Below are 23,478 nucleotides of genomic sequence, written 5' to 3'. Positions count from 1 at the left end.
TCGCGTCGGCTAGTCCAGCCGGCCGAACCATGCTCCGTAGCCGTGGAATGTTATTTTCCCGTCTTCAAGCGTCCCGTGAAGTCCGTGGCCGCCTGTCTCCTGTCCTTTTTTGCCGTCCCCGAGCGCCAGCGTCGCCGGCTTGGCTCCGAGATTGAAGGCGCAGACGATGCGCTCGTTGCCCTCGCTGCGGGCGAAGGCGATGGCGTCTCCCTCGACGGCGAGGAACTCGATGTCGCCCTTGACCAGCGCCGGGTGGCCGGCGCGGAAGGCGAGGAAGCGGCGGTAATGCTCGAGCAGCGAATTCGGATCGCCCTGCTGCCGGCTGACCGCCAGCGGGAGATGCTCCCTCGCCACCGGCAGCCACGGCTTGGCCGTCGAGAAGCCGGCGTTCGGCCTGGCATCATCCCATGCCATCGGCGTGCGGCAGCCGTCGCGGCCCTTGAACTCCGGCCAGAAGCGGATGCCGTAGGGGTCCTGCAGATCCTCGAAGGCAAGCTCCGCTTCGGGCAGGCCGAGCTCCTCGCCCTGGTAGAGGCAGACCGAGCCGCGCAGAGACATCAGCAGCGCGGAGACGACTTTCAGATAGGCGAGCCGGTCGGGCTCGCTCGCCGCCCAGCGCGAGGCATGCCGCATGACGTCGTGGTTGGAGAAGGCCCAGCAGGACCAGCCGTCGCTGGCAACGCGGCCGAACGCTTCGAGCACAGAGCGTACCTTGCCGGCGCTGATCTTTTCCGGCGCCAGGAAATCGAAGGCGTAGCACATCTGGACTCTGTGATCGCCAGCGGTATAGGCGGCGACGACCTCCAGCCCGCGCTGCGAGTCGCCAACTTCGCCGACGGCGGCGGCTACCGGATATTCGTCGAGCAGCGTGCGGAAGCGTTCGAGGAAGCCGAGATTTTCCGGCCGGCTCTTGTCGTAGATGTGGTCCTGGTAGTTGTAGGGGTTCACCGCCGGCGCGGTCTGGTCGTTGCGCTCCTCGGGCGGCAAAGGCGGATTGTCCTCCAGCCCTTCGGAGTGGAAATAGAAGTTGATCGTGTCGAGCCGGAAGCCGTCAACGCCGCGCTCCAGCCAGAAGCGCGTCACGTCGAGCAACGCGTCCTGCACTTCGCTGTTATGGAAGTTCAGGTCGGGCTGCTCGGCCAGGAAATTGTGCAGGTAATATTGCTGGCGGCGCGTGTCCCACTGCCAGGCCGAGCCGCCGAAGATCGACAGCCAGTTGTTGGGCGGCGTGCCGTCCGGCCGGGCGTCCGCCCAGACATACCAGTCGGCCTTGGGGTTATTGCGGCTCGACCGGCTCTCCTGGAACCAGGGGTGGATGTCGGCCGTGTGCGAGATCACCTCGTCGATCATCACGCGCAGGCCGAGGCGGTGCGCCTCGGCGACCAGCGCGTCGAAATCGGCGAGCGTGCCGAACATCGGATCGACGTCGCAATAGTCGGAGACGTCGTAGCCGAAATCCTTCATCGGCGACTTGAAGAAAGGCGATATCCAGATCGCGTCGACGCCAAGCGAGGCGATGTAGGGAAGCCTGGCGATGATGCCCTTGAGATCGCCGACGCCGTCGCCGTTCGAATCCTGATAGCTGCGCGGATAAATCTGATAGATCACCGCGCCGCGCCACCAGTCGCGATCGGGAGCGGGTTCGGGTTGCACCTGGCGGCGCTGCGACGCCTGCATTGTCAGCCTCCTTTCACCGAGCCTGCGAGCAGGCCGCGCACGAAATAGCGCTGCAGGGAGAAGAACACGAGCAGCGGCACGATGATGGTGACGAAAGCCGAGGTCGTGAGGATCTCCCAGTCGCCGCCGCGCGAACCCAGCAGCGCGTTGAGCTTGCCGGTGAGCACGAGCTGGTTGGCTCCCGACCCCAGGAAAACCATCGCCACCAGAAGATCGTTCCATACCCAGAGGAACTGGAAGATGGCGAAGGAGGCGAGTACCGGGAAGGAGAGCGGCAGCACGATCTTGAGGAATATCTCGAAGTCGCTGGCGCCGTCGATGCGCGCCGACTCCATCAGCTCGCGCGGCAGCCCGGCCATGTAGCTCCTGAGCAAATAGATGGCGAAGGGCAGGCCGAAGCCGGTGTGCGCCAGCCAGATGCCGAGATAGGTCTTGGACGGCACGCCGAAGAACAGCCCGACGCCGTTGTAGAGTTGCAAGAGCGGGATCAGCGCCATCTGCAGCGGCACGACCAGCAGACCGATGATGGTGGCGATGATCAGCGCACGGCCGGGAAAGCGCATCCAGGCAAGTGCGTAGGCGGCGAAGGCTGCGATCATGATCGGGATGACGGTGGCCGGCACCGTCACCGTCAGCGAGTTGATGAAGGAGCGGCCGATGCCTTCCGAGAACAGCACGGTCTCGTAGTTCTCCGTCGTGAAGCGTGGCGGCGCCGAGGAGGCGAAATAGACGCGCTGGCCGCGGCTGCCTTCGAGGGCGACGGGCGACGAAAGCACGAACGTGCCGTCCTCGTTGAGCTGCAGCGTGACGCCGTCGCCGAGATCGGCCGTCTCGCCCGCCGCATACTGGGTCGGCGCGGCGGCGCGGGTGCCGAAGGCGCTGATCGTGCGCGGCGGGTCGTCGCCGAAGATGTTGCCCTCGATGACGAACCTGCCGTCCTTCTCGACCTGGTTCTCCGGCGGCGGCAGGCGGCCGGCCTCGGTCTGCGTCGAGCTGGCGAAGGAGTTCCACCAGCCGGACGCGATGATCTGGTCCTTGTCGCGCAGCGACGACACGAGGATGCCGAGCGTCGGCACCGTCCAGATGACGACGAAGACCAATACCGCGAGATGGACGCCGAATTTGCCGAAGAAGGATTTTCCGGCCGACTTGCCGCTTGCCTGCGCCATCTCAGAGCCCTCCCTCTTTGTTGGCCTGGCGGATGTTCCAGATCATGATGGGCAGCACGGCGAGCATGATGATGATGGCGATGGTGGCGCCTCGGCCGAAATCGCCGCCGCCGCGGAACATCCAGTCGAACATCAGGTTGGCCAGAACCTGGCTGTTCCACTGGCCGTTGGTCATTGTCAGCACGATGTCGAAGACCTTGAGCACCAGGATGGTGATCGTCGTCCAGACGACGGCGATGGTGCCCCAGATCTGCGGGATCATGATCTTCCAGAAAATCTGGAACGGGTTGGCGCCATCGATGACGGCGGCCTCGATCGTCTCCTCGGGAATGCCGCGCAGCGCCGCCGACAGGATGACCATGGCGAAGCCGGTCTGGATCCAGATCAGGATGACCATCAGGAAGAAGCTGTTCCAGAAGGGCAGCGAGATCCACACCTGAGGATTGCCGCCGAAGAACTGCACGATGGCGTTCAAGAGGCCGATCTGCACCTGCCCGTCGCCGCGGTATTCGTAGATGAACTTCCAGATGACGCTGGCGCCGACGAAGGAGATGGCGAGCGGCAGGAAGATCAGGCTCTTGGCGATCGTGCCCCACCAGATCCTGTCGGTCAGCACCGCGATCACCAGGCCGAGGAAGGTGCAGGCGGCGGGCACGACGGCCAGCCACAGCAGGTTGTTGAGGATCGAGTTCTGGAACTCGCGGTCGCCAAACGCCCAGGCATAGTTGGCGACGCCGACGAAGTTCTCGCCGCTGCGATCGTGGAAGGAGAGGTAGAGCGTCTGGATGACGGGATAGATCAGGTAGACGACGAGGATGATCAGCGCCGGGCCGATGAAGAGCCACGGGCGGATGAAGCCCTGCCGCCGGAGATTGTCGACGGCGGCCATGCCGGCCACGCCGCGCGACGGGAAGATCAGGTCGAGCAGCCTGTTGGCGCCCCAGAAATAGGCGATCGCGCCGCCGACGCCGACGATGATCGTGATGATGGCAGAAAGGATCTGAGCAGCCACGGGTCCCTCCGGTGCTTAAGGCAGTCGGCAATGGGCAGTCCGATACGCGATTTGACCGATAGCAGTTCGGGCGCCGGCAGCGCCTGTCCAGGCGATTGCCGACCGCCGATTGCTGGAGACAGGCCGGCGGCCTGTCTCCGTCGCAACTTACTTGATCGCGTCCCAGCTCTTCTGGATGTCACCAGCCACGTCCGGCGCCGGCTTGCCGCCGACGAGGTCGATCATGCCGGTCCAGAAGGCGCCGGCGCCGATCTTGCCGGGCATCAGGTCGGAGCCGTCGAAGCGGAAGGTAGAGGCGTTGACGAGGATGTCGCCCTGCTTCTTCAGCTGGTCGTTGGCGTAGGCCTCCTGGTTGGCCGTCTTCAGCGGCGTCAGCAGGCCCGACTGCGCCATCCAGATCTCATGCGCCAGCGGCATTTCCAGGAACTTGATGAACTCGCGCGCCGCCTTGGAGTCCTTGGTGATCATGGCGAAGGTGCCGGCGCCGAGCACCGGCTTGCCGAGTTCCGGCTTGGCGGCCATCGGCGGCAGGTAGAAGAAGTCGGCGTCCTCGCCGAGCTTCGTACCCTCTGGGAAGAAGGACGAGATGAACGAAGCCTGGCGATGCAGATAGCACTTGGGCGGCAGGCCGAAGAGACCCTTCGGGCTGTCGCGGAAGTCGGTCGCCGCGACAGCCGCCTTGCCGCCGTCGACCATCTTGTCGTTGGTGGCGATGTCGGCGAATATCTGCAGCGCGTTGACGACCGCCGGATCGTTGAACGGTATCTCGTTGCTCGTCCACTTATCATAGGTCTCGGGCGGCGCGGTGCGCAGCATGATGTCCTCGACCCAGTCGGTCGCCGGCCAGCCGGTAGCGCCGCCGGAGCCCAGCCCGATGCACCACGGCACGCCGCCGTCCTCGACGATCTGCTCGGACAGGGCCTGCAAATCCTCCCATGTGGCGGGGACCTCGTAGCCGGCCTCCTCGAAATTCTCCGGCACGTACCAGACCAGGGACTTCAGGTCGGCCTTGTAGGGGAAGGCGAAGAATTTCTCGGTGCCGTCCTTGTCCTTGTAGGTGCCGAGATCGACCCAGGACTGGCCGGCGCCGTAATTGTCGCGCACGAAGGCGGCGACATCGTCGCCGAGCGGCGTCAGCAAGCCCTTGGAGGCGAGGTCCTGGATCAGGCCGGGCTGCGGCAGGATGGCGATATTGGGCGGGCTGCCCGCCTGCGTGTCGATGACGATCTGCTGCTCGTAGTTCTCAGACGACGAATAGTTGATGGTGACGCCGGTCGCCTCGATGAAATAGTCGAGCACCGAGCGCACCAGCGCCTCGTCCTCGCCGCGCCAGGGCCCGAAGATGGACAGCGTCTCGCCCTTCAGGTCGACCTGCTTGAGCGCCTCGAAATTGTCCCAGTGGAATCGCGCGTCTTCGCCCGGCGGGAATTTCAACTCGGCGGATGCCGGCGCCGCGAAGGCGAGGGCTGCAAGTGCCGCGCCCAGCAAAAGGGTCTTCTTCATTGGCATTCCTCCCTGTGGATCTGATGACATGGGACGGAACCTCCAATTCCGCCCTGCCGACCCCGCCTTGAAGCTTGCCTCAGGATCAAACCAACCGCAATCGTTTGAAAAGAGGTCTTCAAAGCGCTTTGGCTGACAGTGATATCGCCACCGATCAGCGTGGGAGTCAAGCCGAATGTGACCCACGTTGGCGCCACAGCGCGTTTTTAAGCCGTTTGATGGCAAGTTTTTGCTTCTCATGCCTCAATTTCCCGATAAGGATGGTGGCGTTGCGCTCTTCACACTCGGCGCGGCTGCGCGAGGAAATTTGAAAGCGCTTTGACAAATTTGGAGGCTCCGGTGAACCTCAAGCAGCTCTCCGACATGCTGGCCCTCTCGCAGACCACGGTGAGCCGCGCGCTGAACGGCTATCCCGAGGTCAGCGAGGAGACGCGCCGGCGCGTCGCCGACGCGGCCAAGCGGCACGGCTACAGGCCCAACCCCAGCGCGCGGCGGCTCGCGACCGGCAAGGCCGGCATGATCGGCTACGTCATGCCGACGGGTGCGGCCGTCGACATCGACCCGCATTTCGTCGAATTCCTGTCGGGGCTCGGCGACTATGCGCGCGGCCACGAGCTCGATCTCGTGCTGTCGCCGGCCGACGCCGACGAGGAGGAGACGACCTACCGCCGCGTCGTCGCCAACAAGCAGGTCGACGCCGTCTACGTCTCCTCGCCGCGGCCGGCAGACCGCCGCGTCTCCCTGCTCAACCAGCTCGGCATCCCGTTCATCGTGCATGGCAGGAGCGAAGGGCTCGATTTCGACTATGCCTTTCTCGACATCGACAACGAGGCGGCGTTCCACGACGCGGCGCGGCTGCTGGTGCAGCTCGGCCATACGAGGGTGGCGCTGATCAACGGCGATCTCGGCGAGACCTTCGCGATCCTGCGCGAGCGCGGCGCGCGGCGCGCGCTTGCCGCAAGCGGGCTGGCGCTGGCGCCGGAGCGGATGCGCTCGGCGGCGATGACGGAGGAGAACGGGTTTCGCGCGGCAACAAGCCTGCTCCAGGGCGACGCGCCGCCGACGGCCATCCTCTGCTCCAGCCTGATCATGGCGCTCGGCGTCGTGCGCGCCATCCGCGACCTCGGCCTGTCGATCCCCGGTGACGTCTCGGTGATCGCCCATGACGACGTGTTCCCCTGGCTGAAGCCGGAGAATTTTTCCGTGCCGCTGACGACGACGCGCTCGTCGATCCGCGCCGCCGGACAGCGCATCGCCGAAAGGCTGGCAGCGAAGATCTCCGGCCTGGAGAGCGACCCGCGCGGCGAGGTCTGGCCGGTCGATCTGGTGGTGCGCGGCTCTATTGCCGGCGCCAAATCTTAGCCGGCTATTTTCCTCAGTCGTCCTGCATCTCGCCGGCAGCCTTGGCGTCGATAAGGCCGAAGCCGAAATCGGAATCGCGGCCGGCCTCGCCGAGATCCTTGGCGGTGGAGGAGAGCGCCGCCTCGATCCAGTCGGCCGAGCGGTCGGGGGCTGCGTGGATCAGATTGGCGATGGCCCCCGACACGACGGCGGCGGCGAAGGACGTACCGGTGACGAGGTCCTGTCCGCCGCCGACCGGGGCGATGACGTTGACGCCGGGCGCGGAGACGAAGACGTAGGGCCCGCGGTTGGCCTCTGCCATCAGCTCGTCCTTGTCGTCGGTCGCGGTGACGGCAATGACGCCGGGATAGGCGGCCGGGTAGCCGTAGGGCGCGTTCGGCCCGTTGTTGCCGGCAGCCGCGACCAGCACGATATCGCGCTCGCGGGCGGCCGCGCAGGCTTCCTCAAGAAGATCGTTCTTCGGGCCGACGAAGCTCATATTGACGATGCGCACCTCCTCGCCGGCCGCCCAGTCGAGCGCGGAGAGGATGACGTCCATCGTCGACTTGCCGCCCTCGAAGGCGCGCGCGTGGAAAATCCTGGCGCCGGGCGCCATGCCGCGGAACTCGCCGGTGCCGGCGATCAGCCCAGCGACGGAGGTCGCATGGTCGCGCGTGGTGACCTCGACGCCGGGCATGGCGTCGAATTCCCCAGCTATGGCGTCCTTGATCGCGGGGTGCGTCTCGTCGAGCGCGGTGTCAATGACGGCGACGCCGACATTCTCGCCATTGGCCGTGTCGGGCGCCAGCGCGATGCGCTGGAAGGCGTAGTTCACGATGCCCGCCGCCTGCTGCAGGTCGTAGACATGGTTCGGCACGCGGCGGGTGGTGCGGCCGTCGCCGGCAAGCTGCGCCAGCACGACGCCGACCGGCCTTCCATCGGGAATGCCGTAACGCACGATCGTGGAATCGAGCAGGGTCGAGGTTCGCTGCGAGCGGACTTCGAGGCCGAAATCCTGGGCGACGGCGGCGGCGACCGCAGCGTCGCCGTCCACGGTGACCAGCACCTCGTCGGGCACGAATTCACCCTGTACCGCGACCGGCGCGGCGACGGGCGGAACGGCGGCGAGCGCGCCGGGAGCGATCGCTGGAGGCGCAGGCGGATCGGCTGGCGGCGGAGCTGCGGGGATCGCGGCGTCGGCCTGTGCGGGCACGGCGGGCTCCGGCGCAGCGGCGGGCGGCGGATTGGGGAAAAGGTCCACGATCAAGCCCGGCAGCAACACCGCGTTGGGATCGGCATTTTCGGCACTGCCGGTACTCGCGCCAGTAGAGTCGGTAGCGGTATCCGAGCCGGCGTCGCGGCCAGGTCCGGCAGCATCGGGTTCGGCTGCCGCGGCAGGCTCGGACACAGCCGCACCGGAATCCGGCTTCGAAGGCTGGCCCTGCACGGTGAATTCGTCGGGCTGCGGCGCAGCTTCGCCGGCCTGCCCCGAACCGGGCTCGGCAGCACTTTCTTCGCTCGCCGGTGCGGCCTCAGGTTTCGCATCTTCCCCGGTCGTCTGCTCCGCGTCCGGTTCGGCCCCGCTCTCCCTGGTCGGCTGCTGCGGCTCTGGCTCCGCCTTTTCAGGCTCGGTCTGGTCGGGCGCGGACTCCTCGGGCGCCTGTCCCGGCACGCAGTCGGGGCCGCCCTCCGCCTGCTTGCGGAAGCAGTCGAGGTCCTGCTCGGTGAGGTTCGGATCGTTGGTCTGCGCGGAAGCGGGAAAGGCTGCGAGCAACACCGCCGCCAGGACAGAGGCCGGAATCGAAAGACGCCGCGCCGTGCGTATCAGATGTCTTGACGCAATTCCGGACGGAAAACCGCTTCCCACTTTTCCTGGAACTGCTTTATCCGCCATTGGCTGGCTTCCTCCCTGCCGAAACAGTCTCGGCAAAGGGCTGGGCAGCAATAAGGCCGACGATCCGCTCGTAGTCGGCGGCGGTCTTTGCCGGGATGCCGATCTTGAAGACGCCGCCCGCAGCAGGGCCGGCAAGGATCACCGCGCCCTGCCCCGACAGCACGGCGGAAATATCGGCGATGCGGGCGTCCGGCTTGAAGGTGACCAGCGCGAAGGGCATGTTCGCAGCCTCCGTGCCGGCGATCTCGATCGGCCCGCCGCGACCGCCGGGCTCCATCACCGCCTGCACCAGCACGAGCACCACCGCGGCGGTGGCCGCCGCCCAGGCGACGCCCGCCGGGATCGCCATGAAGCCGGCCCACAGGCGCGAAAGCAGAGAGGGCGAGGCGACGCGCTCCACCCCTGCCTCGGCGTCGAGCGCGGCGGAGAAGCGCGACAGCGCATCGGCGGGCGGGCGGATCGCCTGGTTGGCCGCGCTCGTGCCGGAGAACTCGGCCTCCGCTTCCTCGAGCGCGGCAAGTGCTGCGGGGTCCGTCGCCAGCCAGTCCTCGACCGCGGCGAGGTCGGCGGCTTCCAGCGTGCCGTTCAGATAGAAGGGCAGCAGCGCCTCCATCTCGTCGCGGCGGGACATGTTTTCGGGGTTCTCGTCCGGGCTCATGGCCATCCCCTTTCGAAGCCGGCGGCCTGCAACGCCTCGCCGAGCTTCTTGCGGGCGTAGAACATGCGGGTCTTCACGGTGGCGACCGGGATCTGCAGGACCTCGGCGATCTCGACAACCGATTTGGCATGATAGTAGGCGAGGTCGATCACTGTGCGGTGTTCTTCCGGCAGCGCATTGACCATGCGCTTCAGCGCAGTCGCCTTGTCGTCCTTCATGACCGCCACTTCGGGCGTATCGCCGGTGTCGGGGATCGCCGCGGCCTCGTCCTCGTCGATCGCCTCTTCCTTGCGCTTGCGCAGCGCCGACAGCGCCTTGAAACGGGCGATGCCGAGCAGCCAGGTGGACACTTCCGAACGGCCCTGGAAGGCCGGGGCCTGGCGCCACAATTCGAGGAAGACTTCGTTGGTGATGTCGTCGGCCATCAATTCCGATCCCGTCTGGCGCGCCGCGAACCGGTAGACCCGGGCGTGGTGGCGCATGAACAGGAGCCTGACGGCGGCGCGATCCCCGCCGGCGACCCGTTCCACGAGTTCGCGGTCGGTCTGCTGTGCTGCGGACGTGGCGGCCACGGGGCTTACCATGAGGCTCCTGCAGGCTCGGTCGCGGCTGGGCGGCGAAAGGTTCACCGGAAACTTCGGATTTTTGACTTAACCCATGTGGCGGGCCGGCGGAAGGGCGGCGGGCTTACGGAGCCGGCTCGCCGCGATGGCGCCCGAGGCTCATTTGCGCGGCTTGCGGTGCGGATGCAGGCGAGGCGCCCCCCGGAGCCCCGCCTGCCTCCCCGCGTGAGAACCGGCCTAGCTGCCGGCTTCCGCCGCGAGGAAGGCGGATTTCACCCATTCGGCGAATTCGCCTTGCACGATGCCATTGGCCTTCGTGCATTCGTCGTGCCCGACCTCGACAAAGGACGAGCGGCCGTCATGACATCCGGCCGTGTAATAGAGCGAAACGCGGGACCAGCCGTCCGCGCGTTCGAAGACGGGGACCGACTCGCCGGAGAAGAAGCGTCCGACGATGCCGCATTGCTCGGAAGGGCAGGTCCTTCTTTTGGCGTCGTCCGCCCGGACCACCATGCGCTCCTGCGCTGCCGCGGGAGCCAGCAGGCCGCAGGCGACGGTGGCCAGCACCAGCAAGCGCGGCGTCGAATTGAAGCTGGACATGGTCGCCATGCCTTCTGCCGGTGCGGTGACGCCGGAGAATGGCCTCCGGCGTCAAGTTCGATCAGGGATCGTCAGCTATCCGTGGAGGTCGGCGCGGTCGTCACCTCGCGCGGGGGCAGGTCGTCCATCGCCGCCAACTGGTCGGCGCAGGCGCTTGCCGCGCCGGGAACGGCCTTCTCCATGCCCATCAGCGTGGCCCATCCGCCCTTCTCGATGAATTCGTCACGCTGCCAGGAAGAGGCTTCCTTCAAGGCGGCGAACTGTGCCGTAGCGTCCGACTGGGTGACGAATTTCTCGATGCAGACCGACGCGACCAGTTCGGCGCGCGCATCGCGTGCCGACTTCTCGGCCATGGCTGCGGCGCTCCCGCCGGTCGTCCAGCCTCCGGCGGTGAAGCCGAGGATCATGGTCACCAACGCGGCGCCGACGATGCTCCAGAACCACAGCGTCTTGGATGGCTGAAAATTGTCCCAACGCTGCGAGAGCGTATCGTTCCCGGTCATTTCTTGTCCTTTCTCCCCCTAACGGGGATGTTTCCCTCGTTTACAAATCGAGACTAACACCATCCTTCCGATGTTTTTGATCACGCCGAGTGCACGGTTTCGCGAGCAGGCCCGGCCGGCAGCGACCGCTTGACACGCGCCACTCTATGTTCTCTTTTTGTTCGAAACCAGAATCTCTTGCGATCGTATGGAAAGCGCGGCGACAATCCTGCATGCGGACCTCGACGCCTTCTACGCGTCGGTGGAGCAGTTGCTCGACCCGTCGCTTCGCGGCAAGCCGGTCGCGGTCGGCGGCGGCGTGGTGCTGGCGGCGTCCTATGAGGCGAAGGCGTTCGGCGTGCATGGCGGCATGCCGGGCCGGCGCGCCAGGGAACTCTGCCCCGGCCTGATCTTCACCGGCGGACATTTCGAGGAATACCAGCGGCTTGGCGACGCCGCCATTCGCGTGCTCGGCGACTTCACGCCGCTGGTCGAGCGCATCTCGATCGACGAGGCGTTTGCCGACGTCGCCGGTTGCACGCATCTGTTCGGGCCGCCGGACGAGATCGCAACGACGATAAGGCGGCGCGTGCGCGAGGAGATCGGCCTGCCGATCTCGATCGGCGTCGCCCGGACGAAGCATCTCGCCAAGATCGCCTCGCAGGTGGCCAAGCCCGACGGGCTGGTGGTGGTCGACCCGGCGACTGAACTCGCCTTCCTGCACGATCTGCCGGTCGGGCTGATGTGGGGCGTCGGGCCGGTGACGGAGGCGAAGCTTGCGAAGAGCGGCGTCTTCACGATCGGACAACTGGCGAAGACGCCGGGTTGGTCGCTGGAGCGCCTGCTCGGGCAGGCGGCGGGTGCAAAGCTTGGCGCGCTCGCCTGGAACCGCGACCCGCGTGCGATCGTCACCCGCAGGCGCGCGCATTCAGCGGGTGCGCAATCGGCGATCGGCATCAAGCCGGCAAAGGAGAGCGTGTTCCGGCCCACCCTGCTCCACCTCGCCGACCGCGTCGCGACGCGGCTCAGGGCAAAGTCGCGCCCGGGGCGGACGGTGACGGTGCGCGTGCGCTTCGCCGATATGCGCGCGGTGACCCGCTCGATCACGCTCGACCAGCCGATCTCGGCGACGACGATGCTGGCCGAGATCGCCGAGGAGTTGGTGCGGGCAGCGCTCGCCGACCATCCGGAAGAGCGGACGATCTCGCTGCTGGCGATATCGGTATCACATCTCGAGGAGCGCGAGGGCCTGCAGCTCGACCTGCCGCTGGGGCTCGCCGACGAGCGGCGACGCCCGGGCAGCGGGCGCGGGCTGGCGCGCTTCACCGCCGACCGCGCCATCGACAAGATCCGCGACCGTTTCGGCTGGGAGGCGGTCGGCTACGCCTCGGTTGCGCTGATGCCATCGAGCTCGGTGCCGGACGCCTTCCGCGAGCTGGCGGAAAAGGAGCTGTGAGAGACTGTGCGCCGATCCGGCGCGAGGAGGATTCCTAAGCGCGGCGGAATCCGCTAAGCCGTTGAGGATGGCGACGCCACGGCAGGAGGGTCGGATGGTCATGAGACGGTTGGCAAGGATGGACAGGCGCGAGCTTCTGCGCGGCGGGCTGATCTTGGGCGTCAGCCTGATCGCCGCCGAGACGGTCGGGCAGGAGGTGCTGAAGGATATCGGCGACCTGAAACCTGGCGAGTTCACCTGGCATCCCGACCGCCAGCCGACCGGGCCGGTCGCGGTGGTGGTGTCGCTGCCGGAGCAGTTGGTGCATGTCTACCGCAACGGCGTACGGGTCGCGGTCTCTACCTGCTCGACCGGCAAGCCCGGGCACGCGACGCCGACCGGCGTGTTCGTCGTCCTGCAGAAGGACAAGAACCATCATTCCTCTACCTACAACGATGCGCCGATGCCGAACATGAACCGCCTGACATGGTCGGGCATCGCGCTGCATGCCGGCAATCTGCCCGGCTATCCGGCGTCGCATGGCTGCGTGCGGCTGCCGCTCGATTTTTCGGCGAAACTTTTCGGGATCACCCATCTCGGCACACCCGTCATCATCGCCGGCAGCCATTCCGATCCGTGGGAGCTGACGCATCCGGGCATGGTGCTGTCGGGCTATGCGGAGAACGAGTTCACCGAGGTCGAGGCCGGCCTCTCCGGAAAGAAGCATCCCGCCGACTGGACGGAGGCGGAAGCCAATCCGGTCATTTCCGTCATCGCCTCGTCGGCCGACAAGAAGATCGAGCTCATCCAGGATTCCGACGTGATTGCGACGGCCGCCCTCGCCATTAAGGGGCCGGAGCCGCTCGGCGACCATGTCTTCGTGCTGCAGGGCGCCGACCAGGGCGCGCAGGGGATGAGCTGGGTCGCCGTCACCCATCATACGGATGAGGGCGGCCTCTTCCAGCCGGAGGAGCGCGCGCTTGGCCGCCTGACGGCCGAGGCGGCTTTCGTCGAGCAGCTCAAGGCGAAGATGCATCCAGGCATGGTGATGATCCTGACCGACGCGCCGCTGTCGCCCGACAGCAAGTCGGGCAAAGACTTCGTCATCATGTCGTAATACCCTAAGGACCGATCCTCGGAGATCCAGGGGAACGAAGATGCCGCTAAACTGCGTACTGACGACAGGCGCGTTTGCCGCCTGCCTTGCTTTCGCTTTGCCGGCAATCGCGGCGGACAAGCACGAGACGGTCAAATTCGGCGCCGGCAAAAATTCGGCAACGCTATCGGGCTCGCTGAAAGGCTACGACGCGGTCGTCTACGGCATCGGCGCCAACGCCAGCCAGGCGATGACGGTGAGCTTTTCGCCGAGCAATTTGAGCTGTTATTTCAACGTAACGGCGCCCGGCTCCGAAACCGCGCTCTTCTTCGGTTCGGAAAGCGGCAACGAGTATGCGGGCATGCTGCCGGCAAGCGGCGACTATGTGGTTCGCGTCTATCTGATGCGCAATGCCGCCCGCCGCGGCGAGACATGCGATTTCCGGATCACCTTCAAAGTGACCGGCTGACTTCTATCGAAGCGGACGAAGCTCTGCCCGGATCGGACTTTTTGCCAGCCAAGGCGCGCGTGTCCGTCGCTTAGGCCGCCAAAGCGTTTCGGCCCGGTGGCGTGATCGGGCGGATCAGCGGGAGCTGACCTGAGATAACAAATGGTCAAGGGTCTCCGCCGATCGCAGCCGCGGCAATCTTTACATATAAAGAAAGCCTGGAATATCGGGCTTTCTTCCAAAGGGACGCGAGCCATTACACTAAAGCAGCACAGCTTTATTGCGGCTTGCTGCATTCCCGTCATTTTCTTAAGGCCCTGTTTAACGAGTCTGTTTTAGCGTCCAACGGTTTTTTGCGCCGAACGGCCGCTCGCGGTGTAATCTTGGGAGCCATGCTCTACGCCCTGCGCAACATGCTGCGCCTGATATGTAGACCGACGAACGTGCCTGTCGCGCTCGCGCTGCTTGTCATCGTGGTCGCCGGCCTGTTCGCCGAGTACCAGAACCGCCGCCTCAACGAGGAGCGGCTGCGCTCGCACGTTCTGGATCAGGTCAGCCTGATCCGGGCGAAGCTGGAGGGCAACGTCAACAGCAACATCCAGCTGGTGCGGGGGCTGGTCGCCACCATCGCGACCGAGCCGCGGATGAACCAGGCGCGCTTCTCGGAACTGGCCGGCAAGCTGCTCGCCAGGACCTCGCATATCCGCAACATAGTCGGGGCGCCGGGGCTGGTCGCCACGCTCGTCCATCCGCTGGACGGCAACGAGGCGGTGCTGGGACTGGACTACAACGAGAATCCGGCGCAGCGCGAGGCCGCGTTTCGCGCCCGCGCCACGGGCGAACTCGTCCTCGCCGGACCCGTCGACCTGGTGCAGGGCGGGCGCGGCTTGATCGGCCGTTTCCCCGTCTTCGTCGACGACGCGGTTGCCGGCAAGCGGTTCTGGGGCATCGTCTCGGCGGTGGTCGAGCTCGAGCAGCTCTACCGCGACAGCGGCCTGCTCGATCCGAACCTGCGCCTCGACATCGCGATTTCCGGCCGCGACGGCATGGGCGTGCGCGGCGAGCGCTTCTTCGGCAGCCAGGCAGTCATGGCCAACGAGCCGGTCACCGCCGACGTGATCCTGCCGTCCGGCTCCTGGCAGATCGCGGCAACGCCGAAGGAGGGCTGGGGGCAGACGCCGCCGAACGCCTGGATGCTTAGGCTGGCGATCTTCGCTGCCGGCGCGCTGATCCTGATCCCGACCGCGCTGACAGGACGCCTGATCGACGAGCGGCTGAAGAATGTCGACGAGCTCAGCAGGCGCGAGGTCGAGATGGAGCGGCTGTCGCGGCGCCTGGAGCTGGCGCTCGACACATCGAAGATCGGCGTCTGGGAAATCAACCTCGATACCGACGAGCTGTTCTGGGACGACCGCACGAACCAGATGTTCGGCCAGCCCGCCGACGGCGGCCCGCGCAACTACATGCATTGGGAGAGCGCCGTTCATCCTGATGACGTCGAGCGCGCGCGCGCGGAGTTCCGCCAGGCGGTCGCGGAAATGGGAAGCTACCACACACAGTACCGGCTGAGGCTTCCCGACGGCACGGTCCGCCACATCCGCGAGGCCGCCAGCGCCTACAGGGACCCCGGCGCCCCGCGCCGGATGGCCGGCGTCAACTGGGACGTCACCGACGATGTCCTGCTCAACGAAGAGCTGAAGCGCGCCAACACGCTCAGCGAAGCGCGCAACGCCGAACTGGAGTCGGCCAAGGAGCGCATCGAGTTCAACGCGCTGCACGATTCGCTGACCGGTCTGCCGAACCGGCGCTTTCTCGACGAGGTGCTGGCCGCCCATGTCGAGAAGTTCGACGAGGGCGAGCGCGCAGGACTGCTGCATCTCGACCTCGACCGCTTCAAGCAGATCAACGACACGCTCGGCCACGCCGCCGGCGACGCCATGCTGGTGCATGCGGCGCGGGTGCTCAGGGCGAACCTCAGGGCGGGCGATTTCGTCGCCCGTGTCGGCGGCGACGAATTCGTGGTGCTGTGCAAGATCGCCGAGGCCGACAAGCCGCGATGGAACGAGCTGTTGGCCAAGCTTGCCGACCGCGTCATCGATCAGATGTACCAGCCGGTGCCCTATCACGGCCATGAGTGCCGCTTCGGCGTGTCGATCGGCATCGCCTGCGACCTCGACCAGGTCGCCGATCCGCGCCGGCTGCTGGTCAATGCCGACCTGGCGCTCTACCGGGCGAAGGGCCGCGGCCGCAACCGCTACCAGTTCTTCAATGACGCGCTGCAGGCGGAGATCGTCACCACCAAGCGCATCGCCGACGACATATTGTCGGGCCTGGAGCGCAACGAGTTCGTCGCCTGGTACCAGCCGCAGTTCGACGCGACGACCCACGCCATCGTCGGCGTCGAGGCGCTGGCGCGCTGGAAACACCCGACCTCGGGGCTGCTGACCCCGAACGATTTCATGAGGACCGCCGAGGAGTTGAACGCGGTCGCCACCATAGACCGCATGATCCTCGAGCAGGCGCTCGCCGACTTCGAGGACTGGGCGGCGAACGGGCTCAAGGTGCCGAAGGTGTCCGTCAACGTCTCGGCGCGCCGCCTGCACGACGAGGAGCTGATCCGCAACCTCGGCGAGCTCTCGATCAAGCCCGGCAGCCTCTCCTTCGAGCTGGTGGAATCCATCTTCCTGGACGAGAACGACGAGCTGTTCACCTGGAACGTCGAGCAGATCAAGGCGTTCGGCATCGACATCGAGATCGACGACTTCGGCTCCGGCCATGCCTCGATCGTCAGCCTGCTCAGGCTGAAGCCGCGGCGGCTGAAGATCGACCGGGAGCTGGTCACGCCGATCGTCGAATCGCCGGCCCAGCGGCATCTCGTCGGCTCGATCATCGAGATCGGCAAGTCGCTCGGCATCGAGGTGCTGGCGGAGGGCGTGGAGACGATGGAGCACGCGCGCGTGCTCCAGATGCTCGGCTGCAACGCGCTGCAGGGCCACGCCTTCGCGCGGGCGATGAGCGCCGCCGACTTCAAGGCCTTCGCCCGCCGCCGGCTGCTGCGCAGGGCGTCCTAGATCACGGCGCCGTTTCGTCGAGCCGCCGCGGTGCCCGCGTTCCGGCATGACGAAAAGCCGATCTCCACTTTTCTCGGAATGGCCGTTTCTTCGCCGCAATTCCGGACGGAAAACCGGATTTCCACTTTTCCCGGAATTGCTCTATAGACGCCGCCGTGACGGCGAGGGCCAATGGCGAAGATCCCCCTGAAGCTCGAGGATGTGATCGACAGCGGCACGCTGCGCGAAAAGCTCGGCACGCTGACCGACAAGGGCGGGGCGAAATCGGCCGACACCAGGGCCAAGGCGCTCGCGATCCTCAAGGAAACGCTGGCCGCCGGACGGCAGGCCGGCGAGAGGCTGCTCGTCGAAGACGGCAGCGGCACCGCCTGCGCCAAGCGGCTCTCCCATCTGATGGACGAGATCATCCGCGCGCTGCACGACTTCGCCATGACGCAGGTGCCGCAACCCCGGGGCAAGGCGGCCGCGCCGCGCATGGCGGTGGTGGCGACCGGCGGCTATGGCCGCGGCACGCTGGCGCCGGGCTCCGACATCGACCTGCTCTTCCTGCTGCCCGCCGGACAGACGCCGCAGGGCGAAGCGGTCGTCGAATACATGCTCTACATGCTGTGGGACATGGGGCTGAAGGTCGGCCACGCCACCCGCGACATCGACGAGTGCATCCGGCAGTCGCGCTCCGACATCACCATCCGCACCTCGATCCTGGAGGCGCGCTTCCTGTGGGCGGAGGAGGCGCTCTACGACGAGCTGATGGCCCGCTTCGACAACGAGGTGGTGAAGGGTACCGGCGCCGAATACGTCCATGCCAAGCTCACCGAGCGCGATTCCCGCCACGCCAAGGCCGGCGACACCCGCTACCTGGTGGAGCCTAACGTCAAGGACGGCAAGGGCGGCCTGCGCGACCTGCAGACGCTGTTCTGGATCGGCAAATATTTCTATCGCGTGCGCAAGGCAGGCGAGCTGGTCGACAAGGGCGTGTTCACCCAGGCCGAATACGACCAGTTCAGCAAGGCCGAGGACTTCCTCTGGGCGGTGCGCTGCCACATGCATTTCCTGACCGGAAAGGCGGAGGAGCGGCTGCATTTCGACATCCAGCGCGACATTGCCGAGCGGCTCGGCTACACCACCCATCCCGGCCTGTCGGCGGTCGAGCGCTTCATGAAGCACTACTTCCTGATCGCCAAGGACGTCGGCGACCTGACCCGCATCTTCTGCGCGGCGCTGGAGGAGGAGCAGGCCAAGCACGTCCCGGGCTTCAACCGCATCTTCCTGACCTTCCAGCGGCGCAAGCGCAAGCTTGCCGGCACCAGCGACTTCATCGTTGACAACCACCGCATCAACATCGCCGACGAGCACGTCTTCGAACGCGATCCGGTGAACATGATCCGGCTCTTCTGGCTCGCCGACAAGCACGGGCTTGAATACCATCCCGACGCGCTCAAGCTGCTCACCCGTTCGCTCGGCCTGGTCGACAGGAACCTGCGCCGCAACGCCGAGGCAAACCGGCTGTTCCTCGATCTGCTGACGTCGGACCGCAATCCCGACCTCAATGTCCGTCGCATGAACGAGGCGGGATTGCTCGGCCGGCTGATCCCCGACTTCGGCAAGATCGTCGCCATGATGCAGTTCTCGATGTACCACCACTACACGGTTGACGAACATCTCATCCGCTGCATCGGCGTGCTGCACGAGATCGAACGCGGCGACGGCGAGAAGGTACACCCGCTGTCGCACTCGCTGATGCCGGGACTGCGCAAGCATCGCGAGGTGCTCTACGTCGCCCTGCTGCTGCACGACATCGCCAAGGGCCGGCCTGAGGACCATTCCGAGGCCGGAGCCAGGATCGCCAAGCGAATCTGCCCGCATATCGGCCTGTCGGCGGCGGACACCGAGACGGTGGCCTGGCTGGTCCGGCACCATCTCGACATGTCGATGACGGCGCAGACGCGCGACCTCAACGACAGGAAGACGATCGACGATTTCGCCTCGGTCGTACAGTCGGTCGAGCGGCTGAAGCTGCTGCTGGTGCTGACAGTCTGCGATATCAGAGGCGTCGGGCCGGGCGTCTGGAACGGCTGGAAGGGCCAGCTCCTGCGCAACCTCTACTACGAGACCGAACTGCTGCTGACCGGCGGCTTCTCGGAGGTGAAGCGCGCCGACCGCGCCGCCGAGGCGCGCGAGACGCTTGCCGCCGCGCTTGCCGAATGGCCGGAGAAGACGCGCCGCAAATATGTCGGGCTGCACTACGAGAACTACCTGCTCACCGTCGACCTGGACGACCAGTTGCGCCATGCCGAATTCATCCGCGAGGCGGATGCGGCGAAGAAGAAACTCGCCACCATGGTGAAGACCCACGCCTTCGAGGCGGTGACGGAGATCACCGTGCTGGCCCCGGACCATCCGCGTCTCCTGTCGGTGATCGCCGGCGCGTGCGCCGCCGCTGGCGGCAATATCGTCGACGCGCAGATCTTCACCACCTCCGACGGGCGGGCACTCGACACCATCCTGATCTCCCGGGAGTTCGACCGCGACGAGGACGAGCGGCGGCGCGCCGAGCGGGTCGGCAGGCTGATCGAGGACGTGCTGTCCGGCAAGGTGTGGCTGCCCGAGATGATCGAGAAGCGGTCGCGGCCGCGCCGCGGCGCCAAGGCCTTCAAGATCAAGCCGCGCGTCGACATCGGAAACACGCTGTCGAACCGCTTCTCCGTCATCGAGGTGGAGGGGCTCGACCGGCCCGGCCTGCTGTCGGAGATCACCGGTGCGCTGTCCGACCTCTCGCTCGACATCGCCTCGGCCCACATCACCACCTTCGGCGAGAAGGTGATCGACACTTTCTACGTGACCGACCTGACCGGCGCGAAGATCGAGAACCCGACCAGGCAGGAGACGGTGAAGAAGCGCCTGATCGCCACGCTGGAAGGCGCGGCGGCCGAGCGCGCCGGCAAGTCGAAGGTCGCGGCGGAGTAAGCCTGTCCCATGAGCCTGGTAAAAAAATTCGCGACCGTCGGGTCGGGCACGATGCTGAGCCGCATCTTCGGCTTCGCGCGCGAGATGATGATGGCGGCCGCACTCGGCACCGGGCCGGTGGCGGAAGCCTTCTACGCGGCATTCCAGTTCCCCAACACGTTCCGCCGGCTGTTCGCCGAAGGCGCCTTCAACGCCGCCTTCGTGCCGCTCTTCGCCAGGGAGATCGAGGCCGGCGGCGTCGCCGGCGCGAAGAAGTTCTCCGAAGAGGTTTTTGGCGTTCTGTTCAGCGTGCTCCTGCTGCTGACGATCGCCATGGAACTGGCGATGCCGCTGGTCATCCGCTACGCCATCGCGCCCGGCTTCGCCGAGGACCCGGCCAAACTGCTGCTGACCACCGAGCTGGCGGCGATCATGTTCCCCTACCTCATCTGCATGTCGCTCGGCGCCATGATGGCGGGAATGCTGAACTCGCTGCACCGCTATTTCGCGGCGGCGATCGCGCCGGTCTTCCTCAACATCATCCTGGTCGCCATCCTGGTCGCCGCCTGGTACGGCGGCTTCGACGGACGGGAGGTCGGCCTGGCGCTCGGCTGGGGCGTGCTGGCCGCCGGCCTGGTGCAACTCGGCATCGTCTTCTTCGCGGTCAGGCGCGCCGGCGTGTCGATCGGCTTCCGCCGGCCGCGGCTGACGCCCAATGTGAGGCGGCTGCTGTGGCTCGCCCTGCCCGCCGCCATCACCGGCGGCATCACCCAGATCAACACGCTGGTCGGCACGGCGATCGCCTCGGGACAGGCGGGCGCGGTCCCCGCGCTCAACCTCGCCGACCGAGTCTACCAACTGCCGCTCGGCGTCGTCGGCGTCGCGGTCGGCGTCGTGCTCCTGCCCGAACTGGCGCGCGCGCTGCGGTCCGGCCATCTCGTCGATGCCGGGAACCTGCAGAATCGTTCGGTCGAGTTCACGCTGTTCCTGACGCTGCCAGCCGCGGCCGCGCTGCTCACCATGTCTGAACCGATCGTGCGCGTGCTCTACGAGCGCGGCGCCTTCTCGCCGGAGGATACGGCGGTGGTCGCCGAAGTGCTCGCCATCTTCGGGCTCGGCCTGCCGGCCTTCGTGCTGATCAAGGCCTTCACGCCGGGCTATTTCGCGCGCGAGGACACGCGGACGCCGATGATCTTCGCCGCAATCTCCGTGGCGGTGAACATATCGACGGCGCTATGGCTGTTCCCGTCGATGGGAGCGCCGGGGATAGCCACCGCCGCGGCGGTGGCCGGCTGGGTCAACGCCTCCATGCTGCTTGGCGTGCTGATCGCGCGCGGCCACTGGAGGAGCGATGCCGGCCTCCTGAAGCGTACGCCCCGGCTCATCCTCGCCTGCGCGCTGATGGCCGTCGCCATCCACCTGGCCGTGTCCTGGCTGGCGCAGCATTTCGATCCGGCGACGCCGATCTACACCCAGGCACTGGCGCTCGGGGCGATCATCCTTGCAGCGATGGCGATCTATTTCGTGGCGGCCTTCGGGCTCGGCGGCGCCGATCTCAGCATGATCCGCAGGAACGTCCGGCGCGGGCGCGGGATAAACCGGGCGCCGGCAGATTCGGAATGATCAGGCGGCGCGCGGCGCGATCTTATCCAGCGCATCGCCAAGCTGACGCTTCCGCTCCCTGATCTCGAAGTCGTTCTGAAGCCCAAGAAAGAAGCCTTCGGACATCCTGAAATACCGAGCGAGGCGCAGATCTGTGTCCGCCGTCACCGCCCTTTTGCCGAGCACGATCTCGTTGATACGCCGCGGAGGCACGCCGATGGCGCGGGCAAGCGCATTCTGGCTCAATCCCAAAGGAACGAGGAACTCCTCCAGCAGGATTTCACCCGCATGCGGGTTGTGGAGGGGCTCTTCAATGATAGTCGATGATTTGGACATTCCCGGCTCCGCCTTCTTCCCAGGCAAAAACAACCCGCCACTGCTCGTTGATCCTGATCGAATATCTGTCCCGGTAGTCTCCTTTGAGCTTCTCAAGACGATTGCCCGGTGGATTTCTAAGATCGTCGAGCATCAAGGCCCTGTTCAGCATACGAAGTTTCACCAGTGCCTTGTTCTGAATGTCCGGCGGCAGCTTGCGGCTTTTGACGCCGTTCCAGATCTTTTCGGTTTCCGCATCGGCGAAGCTTCGGATCATATATGTCTATAACGCATGACGTTATATGTAGCAATTGGCGTGGCCGACACAAGCAGGCTTGGGAACATTCCCCTTCCGATTCAATTCGCATTTCCCGGTTAACGCGGATGAAGCATTCGGGCGCTAAAGCAAAACGGTAGAATATTGTGGTTGGGGTGTCAGACATGCAGCCGACGACACGGCTCTATTATGTCGACTGGCTGCGCGTCATCGCCTTCGCGATCCTGATCGCCTACCATTCGTCGGTCGCCTTTTTCCCCGACATGAAATGGCTGATCTCGAGCCCCCAGGGCAGCGAGACGCTGTCGCTGGTGATGATGTATCCGCGCGCCTGGCGGTTGGCGCTGCTTTTCTTCGTTTCAGGCATGGGCACCTGGTTCGTGTTCCGCTCCTCGACCGGGCTCGATTTCCTGAAAGAACGTTTCCTGCGCCTCTTCGTGCCGCTGATCTTCGCCATGTGCGTGATCGTGGTGCCGCAGGTCTGGTACGAGCGCATGTGGGAGGACGGCTACCGGGGCTCGCTGCTCACCTTCTGGCTGACCCGCTATTTCACCGAGGGCAAATATCCCGACGGCAACTTCACCTGGGCACACATGTGGTTCGTCGGCTACCTGATCGTCATGTGCTTCGTCTGCTACCCGGTGTTCCGCCTGGTCACCCAACCGGTCATGCGGCCGGTGATGGACTGGTTCGAGAGGCAGGCTCGCAGCAACGCCATCTATCTCTTCTTCCTGCTGCCGCTGGTGCTCAACCTCGCGCTGTCGCCCTTCTTCCCGCGCCAGACCAACGCGCTCTACAATGACGGCGCCTGGTTCGCCGCCTGGGCGAGCTGGTTCGGGCTGGGCTTCCTGATTGCGAAACATCATGCGGCGGTGATCGGCGCGATCATCTCGCGCCGGCATGCCAGCCTCGCCCTGTCGCTGACCATCGCCGCCTGCCTCTATGTCTTTTCCTGGACCGGCGCCGGCGGCTATTCCATCGGCGACTACAATGAGATGACGCCGCTCTTCAAGGTGCTGCTCTTCGCGCTCGCCTGGTCGACCATCCTCGCCGCGGTCGGCTATGCGGCGGCGCATCTCAACAAGGGCAGCCGCGCGCTTTCCTGGCTCAACCGGAAGATCTTCCCGCTCTACATCGTGCACCAGACCGTGGTGGTCGCGGCCCTGTTCTACGTGCTGCCGCTGGGGCTCGGCGTATGGACGGAATATCTGCTGGTCGCCGCCGCTACCGCGGCGGGCTCGCTTCTCTTCGCCATACTCGCCGACCTGCTGCCGTCGTCGCTGAAGCCGCTGGTCGGGCTCTCCGACAAGCCGTCCCGATCGGCAGCGGCCAAGCCAGCCAGCGCACGGGCGTAAGCTTTCACGAGGCTTGATCCGGAACGCCGGCTCG

19 protein-coding genes are annotated in these 23,478 nt (G+C 65.9%); 8 read left to right on the top strand and 11 right to left on the bottom strand.

The window, feature by feature from the left end; translation table 11 throughout:
• Positions 1-9: 9 nt before the first annotated feature.
• The 4 genes from D8676_RS00400 to D8676_RS00385 all read right to left on the bottom strand — a co-directional run bounded on the left by D8676_RS00400 (position 10) and on the right by D8676_RS00385 (position 5,361).
• Complete coding sequence (locus D8676_RS00400; protein WP_121578867.1) at positions 10-1,677, bottom strand: alpha-glucosidase; 1,668 nt, start codon at positions 1,675-1,677, stop codon at positions 10-12.
• Between the two features lie 2 nt (positions 1,678-1,679).
• Positions 1,680-2,846 (bottom strand): carbohydrate ABC transporter permease, encoded by a 1,167-nt coding sequence (locus D8676_RS00395; protein ID WP_121578866.1) that lies wholly within the window; start codon positions 2,844-2,846, stop codon positions 1,680-1,682.
• Position 2,847: 1 nt separating this feature from the next.
• Positions 2,848-3,858 carry a sugar ABC transporter permease gene (locus D8676_RS00390; RefSeq protein ID WP_121578865.1) on the bottom strand — a complete coding sequence of 337 codons (1,011 nt, stop codon included), beginning with the start codon at positions 3,856-3,858 and terminating at the stop codon, positions 2,848-2,850.
• Positions 3,859-4,005: 147 nt separating this feature from the next.
• On the bottom strand, positions 4,006-5,361 hold the full coding sequence (locus D8676_RS00385; protein WP_121578864.1) for an ABC transporter substrate-binding protein: 1,356 nt from the start codon (positions 5,359-5,361) through the stop codon (positions 4,006-4,008).
• Positions 5,362-5,700: 339 nt separating this feature from the next.
• Between D8676_RS00385 and D8676_RS00380 the strand changes: the two genes are divergently transcribed.
• On the top strand, positions 5,701-6,723 hold the full coding sequence (locus D8676_RS00380) for a substrate-binding domain-containing protein (RefSeq protein ID WP_121579681.1): 1,023 nt from the start codon (positions 5,701-5,703) through the stop codon (positions 6,721-6,723).
• A 13-nt stretch (positions 6,724-6,736) separates the two neighbouring features.
• Here D8676_RS00380 and D8676_RS00375 read toward each other — a convergent pair whose 3' ends face one another.
• The 5 genes from D8676_RS00375 to D8676_RS00355 all read right to left on the bottom strand — a co-directional run bounded on the left by D8676_RS00375 (position 6,737) and on the right by D8676_RS00355 (position 10,920).
• Positions 6,737-8,476 (bottom strand): S8 family serine peptidase, encoded by a 1,740-nt coding sequence (locus D8676_RS00375; RefSeq protein WP_348628987.1) that lies wholly within the window; start codon positions 8,474-8,476, stop codon positions 6,737-6,739.
• Positions 8,477-8,585: 109 nt separating this feature from the next.
• Entirely contained in the window at positions 8,586-9,260 is a 675-nt protein-coding gene (locus tag D8676_RS00370; protein ID WP_121578862.1) for an anti-sigma factor, read from the bottom strand.
• Complete coding sequence (locus tag D8676_RS00365; protein WP_121578861.1) at positions 9,251-9,838, bottom strand: sigma-70 family RNA polymerase sigma factor; 588 nt, start codon at positions 9,836-9,838, stop codon at positions 9,251-9,253. The genes D8676_RS00370 and D8676_RS00365 overlap by 10 nt, the downstream gene beginning before the upstream one ends.
• Before the next feature lie 216 nt (positions 9,839-10,054).
• Entirely contained in the window at positions 10,055-10,426 is a 372-nt protein-coding gene (locus tag D8676_RS00360; RefSeq protein ID WP_121578860.1) for a hypothetical protein, read from the bottom strand.
• 62 nt (positions 10,427-10,488) lie between these two features.
• On the bottom strand, positions 10,489-10,920 hold the full coding sequence (locus D8676_RS00355) for a hypothetical protein (protein WP_121578859.1): 432 nt from the start codon (positions 10,918-10,920) through the stop codon (positions 10,489-10,491).
• Between the two features lie 187 nt (positions 10,921-11,107).
• Between D8676_RS00355 and dinB the strand changes: the two genes are divergently transcribed.
• The 6 genes from dinB to murJ all read left to right on the top strand — a co-directional run bounded on the left by dinB (position 11,108) and on the right by murJ (position 21,518).
• Positions 11,108-12,355, top strand: a complete 1,248-nt coding sequence (gene dinB, locus D8676_RS00350; protein ID WP_121578858.1) for a DNA polymerase IV — start codon at positions 11,108-11,110, stop codon at positions 12,353-12,355.
• A 100-nt stretch (positions 12,356-12,455) separates the two neighbouring features.
• Complete coding sequence (locus D8676_RS00345) at positions 12,456-13,451, top strand: L,D-transpeptidase (RefSeq protein WP_245426500.1); 996 nt, start codon at positions 12,456-12,458, stop codon at positions 13,449-13,451.
• Between the two features lie 40 nt (positions 13,452-13,491).
• Positions 13,492-13,899 carry a DNA breaking-rejoining protein gene (locus D8676_RS00340; RefSeq protein WP_121578856.1) on the top strand — a complete coding sequence of 136 codons (408 nt, stop codon included), beginning with the start codon at positions 13,492-13,494 and terminating at the stop codon, positions 13,897-13,899.
• Between the two features lie 371 nt (positions 13,900-14,270).
• Positions 14,271-16,949, top strand: a complete 2,679-nt coding sequence (locus D8676_RS00335; RefSeq protein WP_245426498.1) for an EAL domain-containing protein — start codon at positions 14,271-14,273, stop codon at positions 16,947-16,949.
• Positions 16,950-17,120: 171 nt separating this feature from the next.
• Entirely contained in the window at positions 17,121-19,916 is a 2,796-nt protein-coding gene (locus D8676_RS00330; protein WP_121578855.1) for a [protein-PII] uridylyltransferase, read from the top strand.
• 9 nt (positions 19,917-19,925) lie between these two features.
• Positions 19,926-21,518: a murein biosynthesis integral membrane protein MurJ gene (murJ, locus tag D8676_RS00325; protein WP_121578854.1), complete on the top strand. Its 1,593-nt coding sequence runs from the start codon at positions 19,926-19,928 to the stop codon at positions 21,516-21,518.
• Here murJ and D8676_RS00320 read toward each other — a convergent pair whose 3' ends face one another.
• Together D8676_RS00320 and D8676_RS00315 are read right to left on the bottom strand one after the other, a co-directional pair.
• Positions 21,519-21,833, bottom strand: coding sequence for a HigA family addiction module antitoxin (locus D8676_RS00320; RefSeq protein WP_121578853.1), 315 nt, complete (start codon positions 21,831-21,833; stop codon positions 21,519-21,521).
• Complete coding sequence (locus D8676_RS00315; RefSeq protein WP_121578852.1) at positions 21,808-22,089, bottom strand: type II toxin-antitoxin system RelE/ParE family toxin; 282 nt, start codon at positions 22,087-22,089, stop codon at positions 21,808-21,810. Before D8676_RS00315 ends, D8676_RS00320 begins: the two co-directional genes overlap by 26 nt.
• A gap of 164 nt (positions 22,090-22,253) precedes the next feature.
• Between D8676_RS00315 and D8676_RS00310 the strand changes: the two genes are divergently transcribed.
• Complete coding sequence (locus D8676_RS00310) at positions 22,254-23,444, top strand: acyltransferase (protein ID WP_121578851.1); 1,191 nt, start codon at positions 22,254-22,256, stop codon at positions 23,442-23,444.
• Positions 23,445-23,478: the final 34 nt, after the last annotated feature.

Origin of the sequence: Mesorhizobium sp. YM1C-6-2, from assembly GCF_003666685.1 — a bacterium.
Taxonomy (GTDB): domain Bacteria; phylum Pseudomonadota; class Alphaproteobacteria; order Rhizobiales; family Rhizobiaceae; genus Mesorhizobium_K.
This window is presented reverse-complemented; position numbering and strand designations above follow the sequence as displayed.

Coding starts and splice junctions, on each gene's coding strand:
- D8676_RS00400 (WP_121578867.1), bottom strand. CDS start 1,677: ATGCAGGCGTCGCAGCGCCGCCAGGTGCAACCCGAACCCGCTCCCGAT.
- D8676_RS00395 (WP_121578866.1), bottom strand. CDS start 2,846: ATGGCGCAGGCAAGCGGCAAGTCGGCCGGAAAATCCTTCTTCGGCAAA.
- D8676_RS00385 (WP_121578864.1), bottom strand. CDS start 5,361: ATGAAGAAGACCCTTTTGCTGGGCGCGGCACTTGCAGCCCTCGCCTTC.
- D8676_RS00370 (WP_121578862.1), bottom strand. CDS start 9,260: ATGGCCATGAGCCCGGACGAGAACCCCGAAAACATGTCCCGCCGCGAC.
- D8676_RS00365 (WP_121578861.1), bottom strand. CDS start 9,838: ATGGTAAGCCCCGTGGCCGCCACGTCCGCAGCACAGCAGACCGACCGC.
- D8676_RS00360 (WP_121578860.1), bottom strand. CDS start 10,426: ATGGCGACCATGTCCAGCTTCAATTCGACGCCGCGCTTGCTGGTGCTG.
- D8676_RS00355 (WP_121578859.1), bottom strand. CDS start 10,920: ATGACCGGGAACGATACGCTCTCGCAGCGTTGGGACAATTTTCAGCCA.
- dinB (WP_121578858.1), top strand. CDS start 11,108: ATGGAAAGCGCGGCGACAATCCTGCATGCGGACCTCGACGCCTTCTAC.
- D8676_RS00345 (WP_245426500.1), top strand. CDS start 12,456: ATGAGACGGTTGGCAAGGATGGACAGGCGCGAGCTTCTGCGCGGCGGG.
- D8676_RS00340 (WP_121578856.1), top strand. CDS start 13,492: ATGCCGCTAAACTGCGTACTGACGACAGGCGCGTTTGCCGCCTGCCTT.
- D8676_RS00335 (WP_245426498.1), top strand. CDS start 14,271: ATGCTCTACGCCCTGCGCAACATGCTGCGCCTGATATGTAGACCGACG.
- D8676_RS00330 (WP_121578855.1), top strand. CDS start 17,121: ATGGCGAAGATCCCCCTGAAGCTCGAGGATGTGATCGACAGCGGCACG.
- murJ (WP_121578854.1), top strand. CDS start 19,926: ATGAGCCTGGTAAAAAAATTCGCGACCGTCGGGTCGGGCACGATGCTG.
- D8676_RS00320 (WP_121578853.1), bottom strand. CDS start 21,833: ATGTCCAAATCATCGACTATCATTGAAGAGCCCCTCCACAACCCGCAT.
- D8676_RS00315 (WP_121578852.1), bottom strand. CDS start 22,089: ATGATCCGAAGCTTCGCCGATGCGGAAACCGAAAAGATCTGGAACGGC.
- D8676_RS00310 (WP_121578851.1), top strand. CDS start 22,254: ATGCAGCCGACGACACGGCTCTATTATGTCGACTGGCTGCGCGTCATC.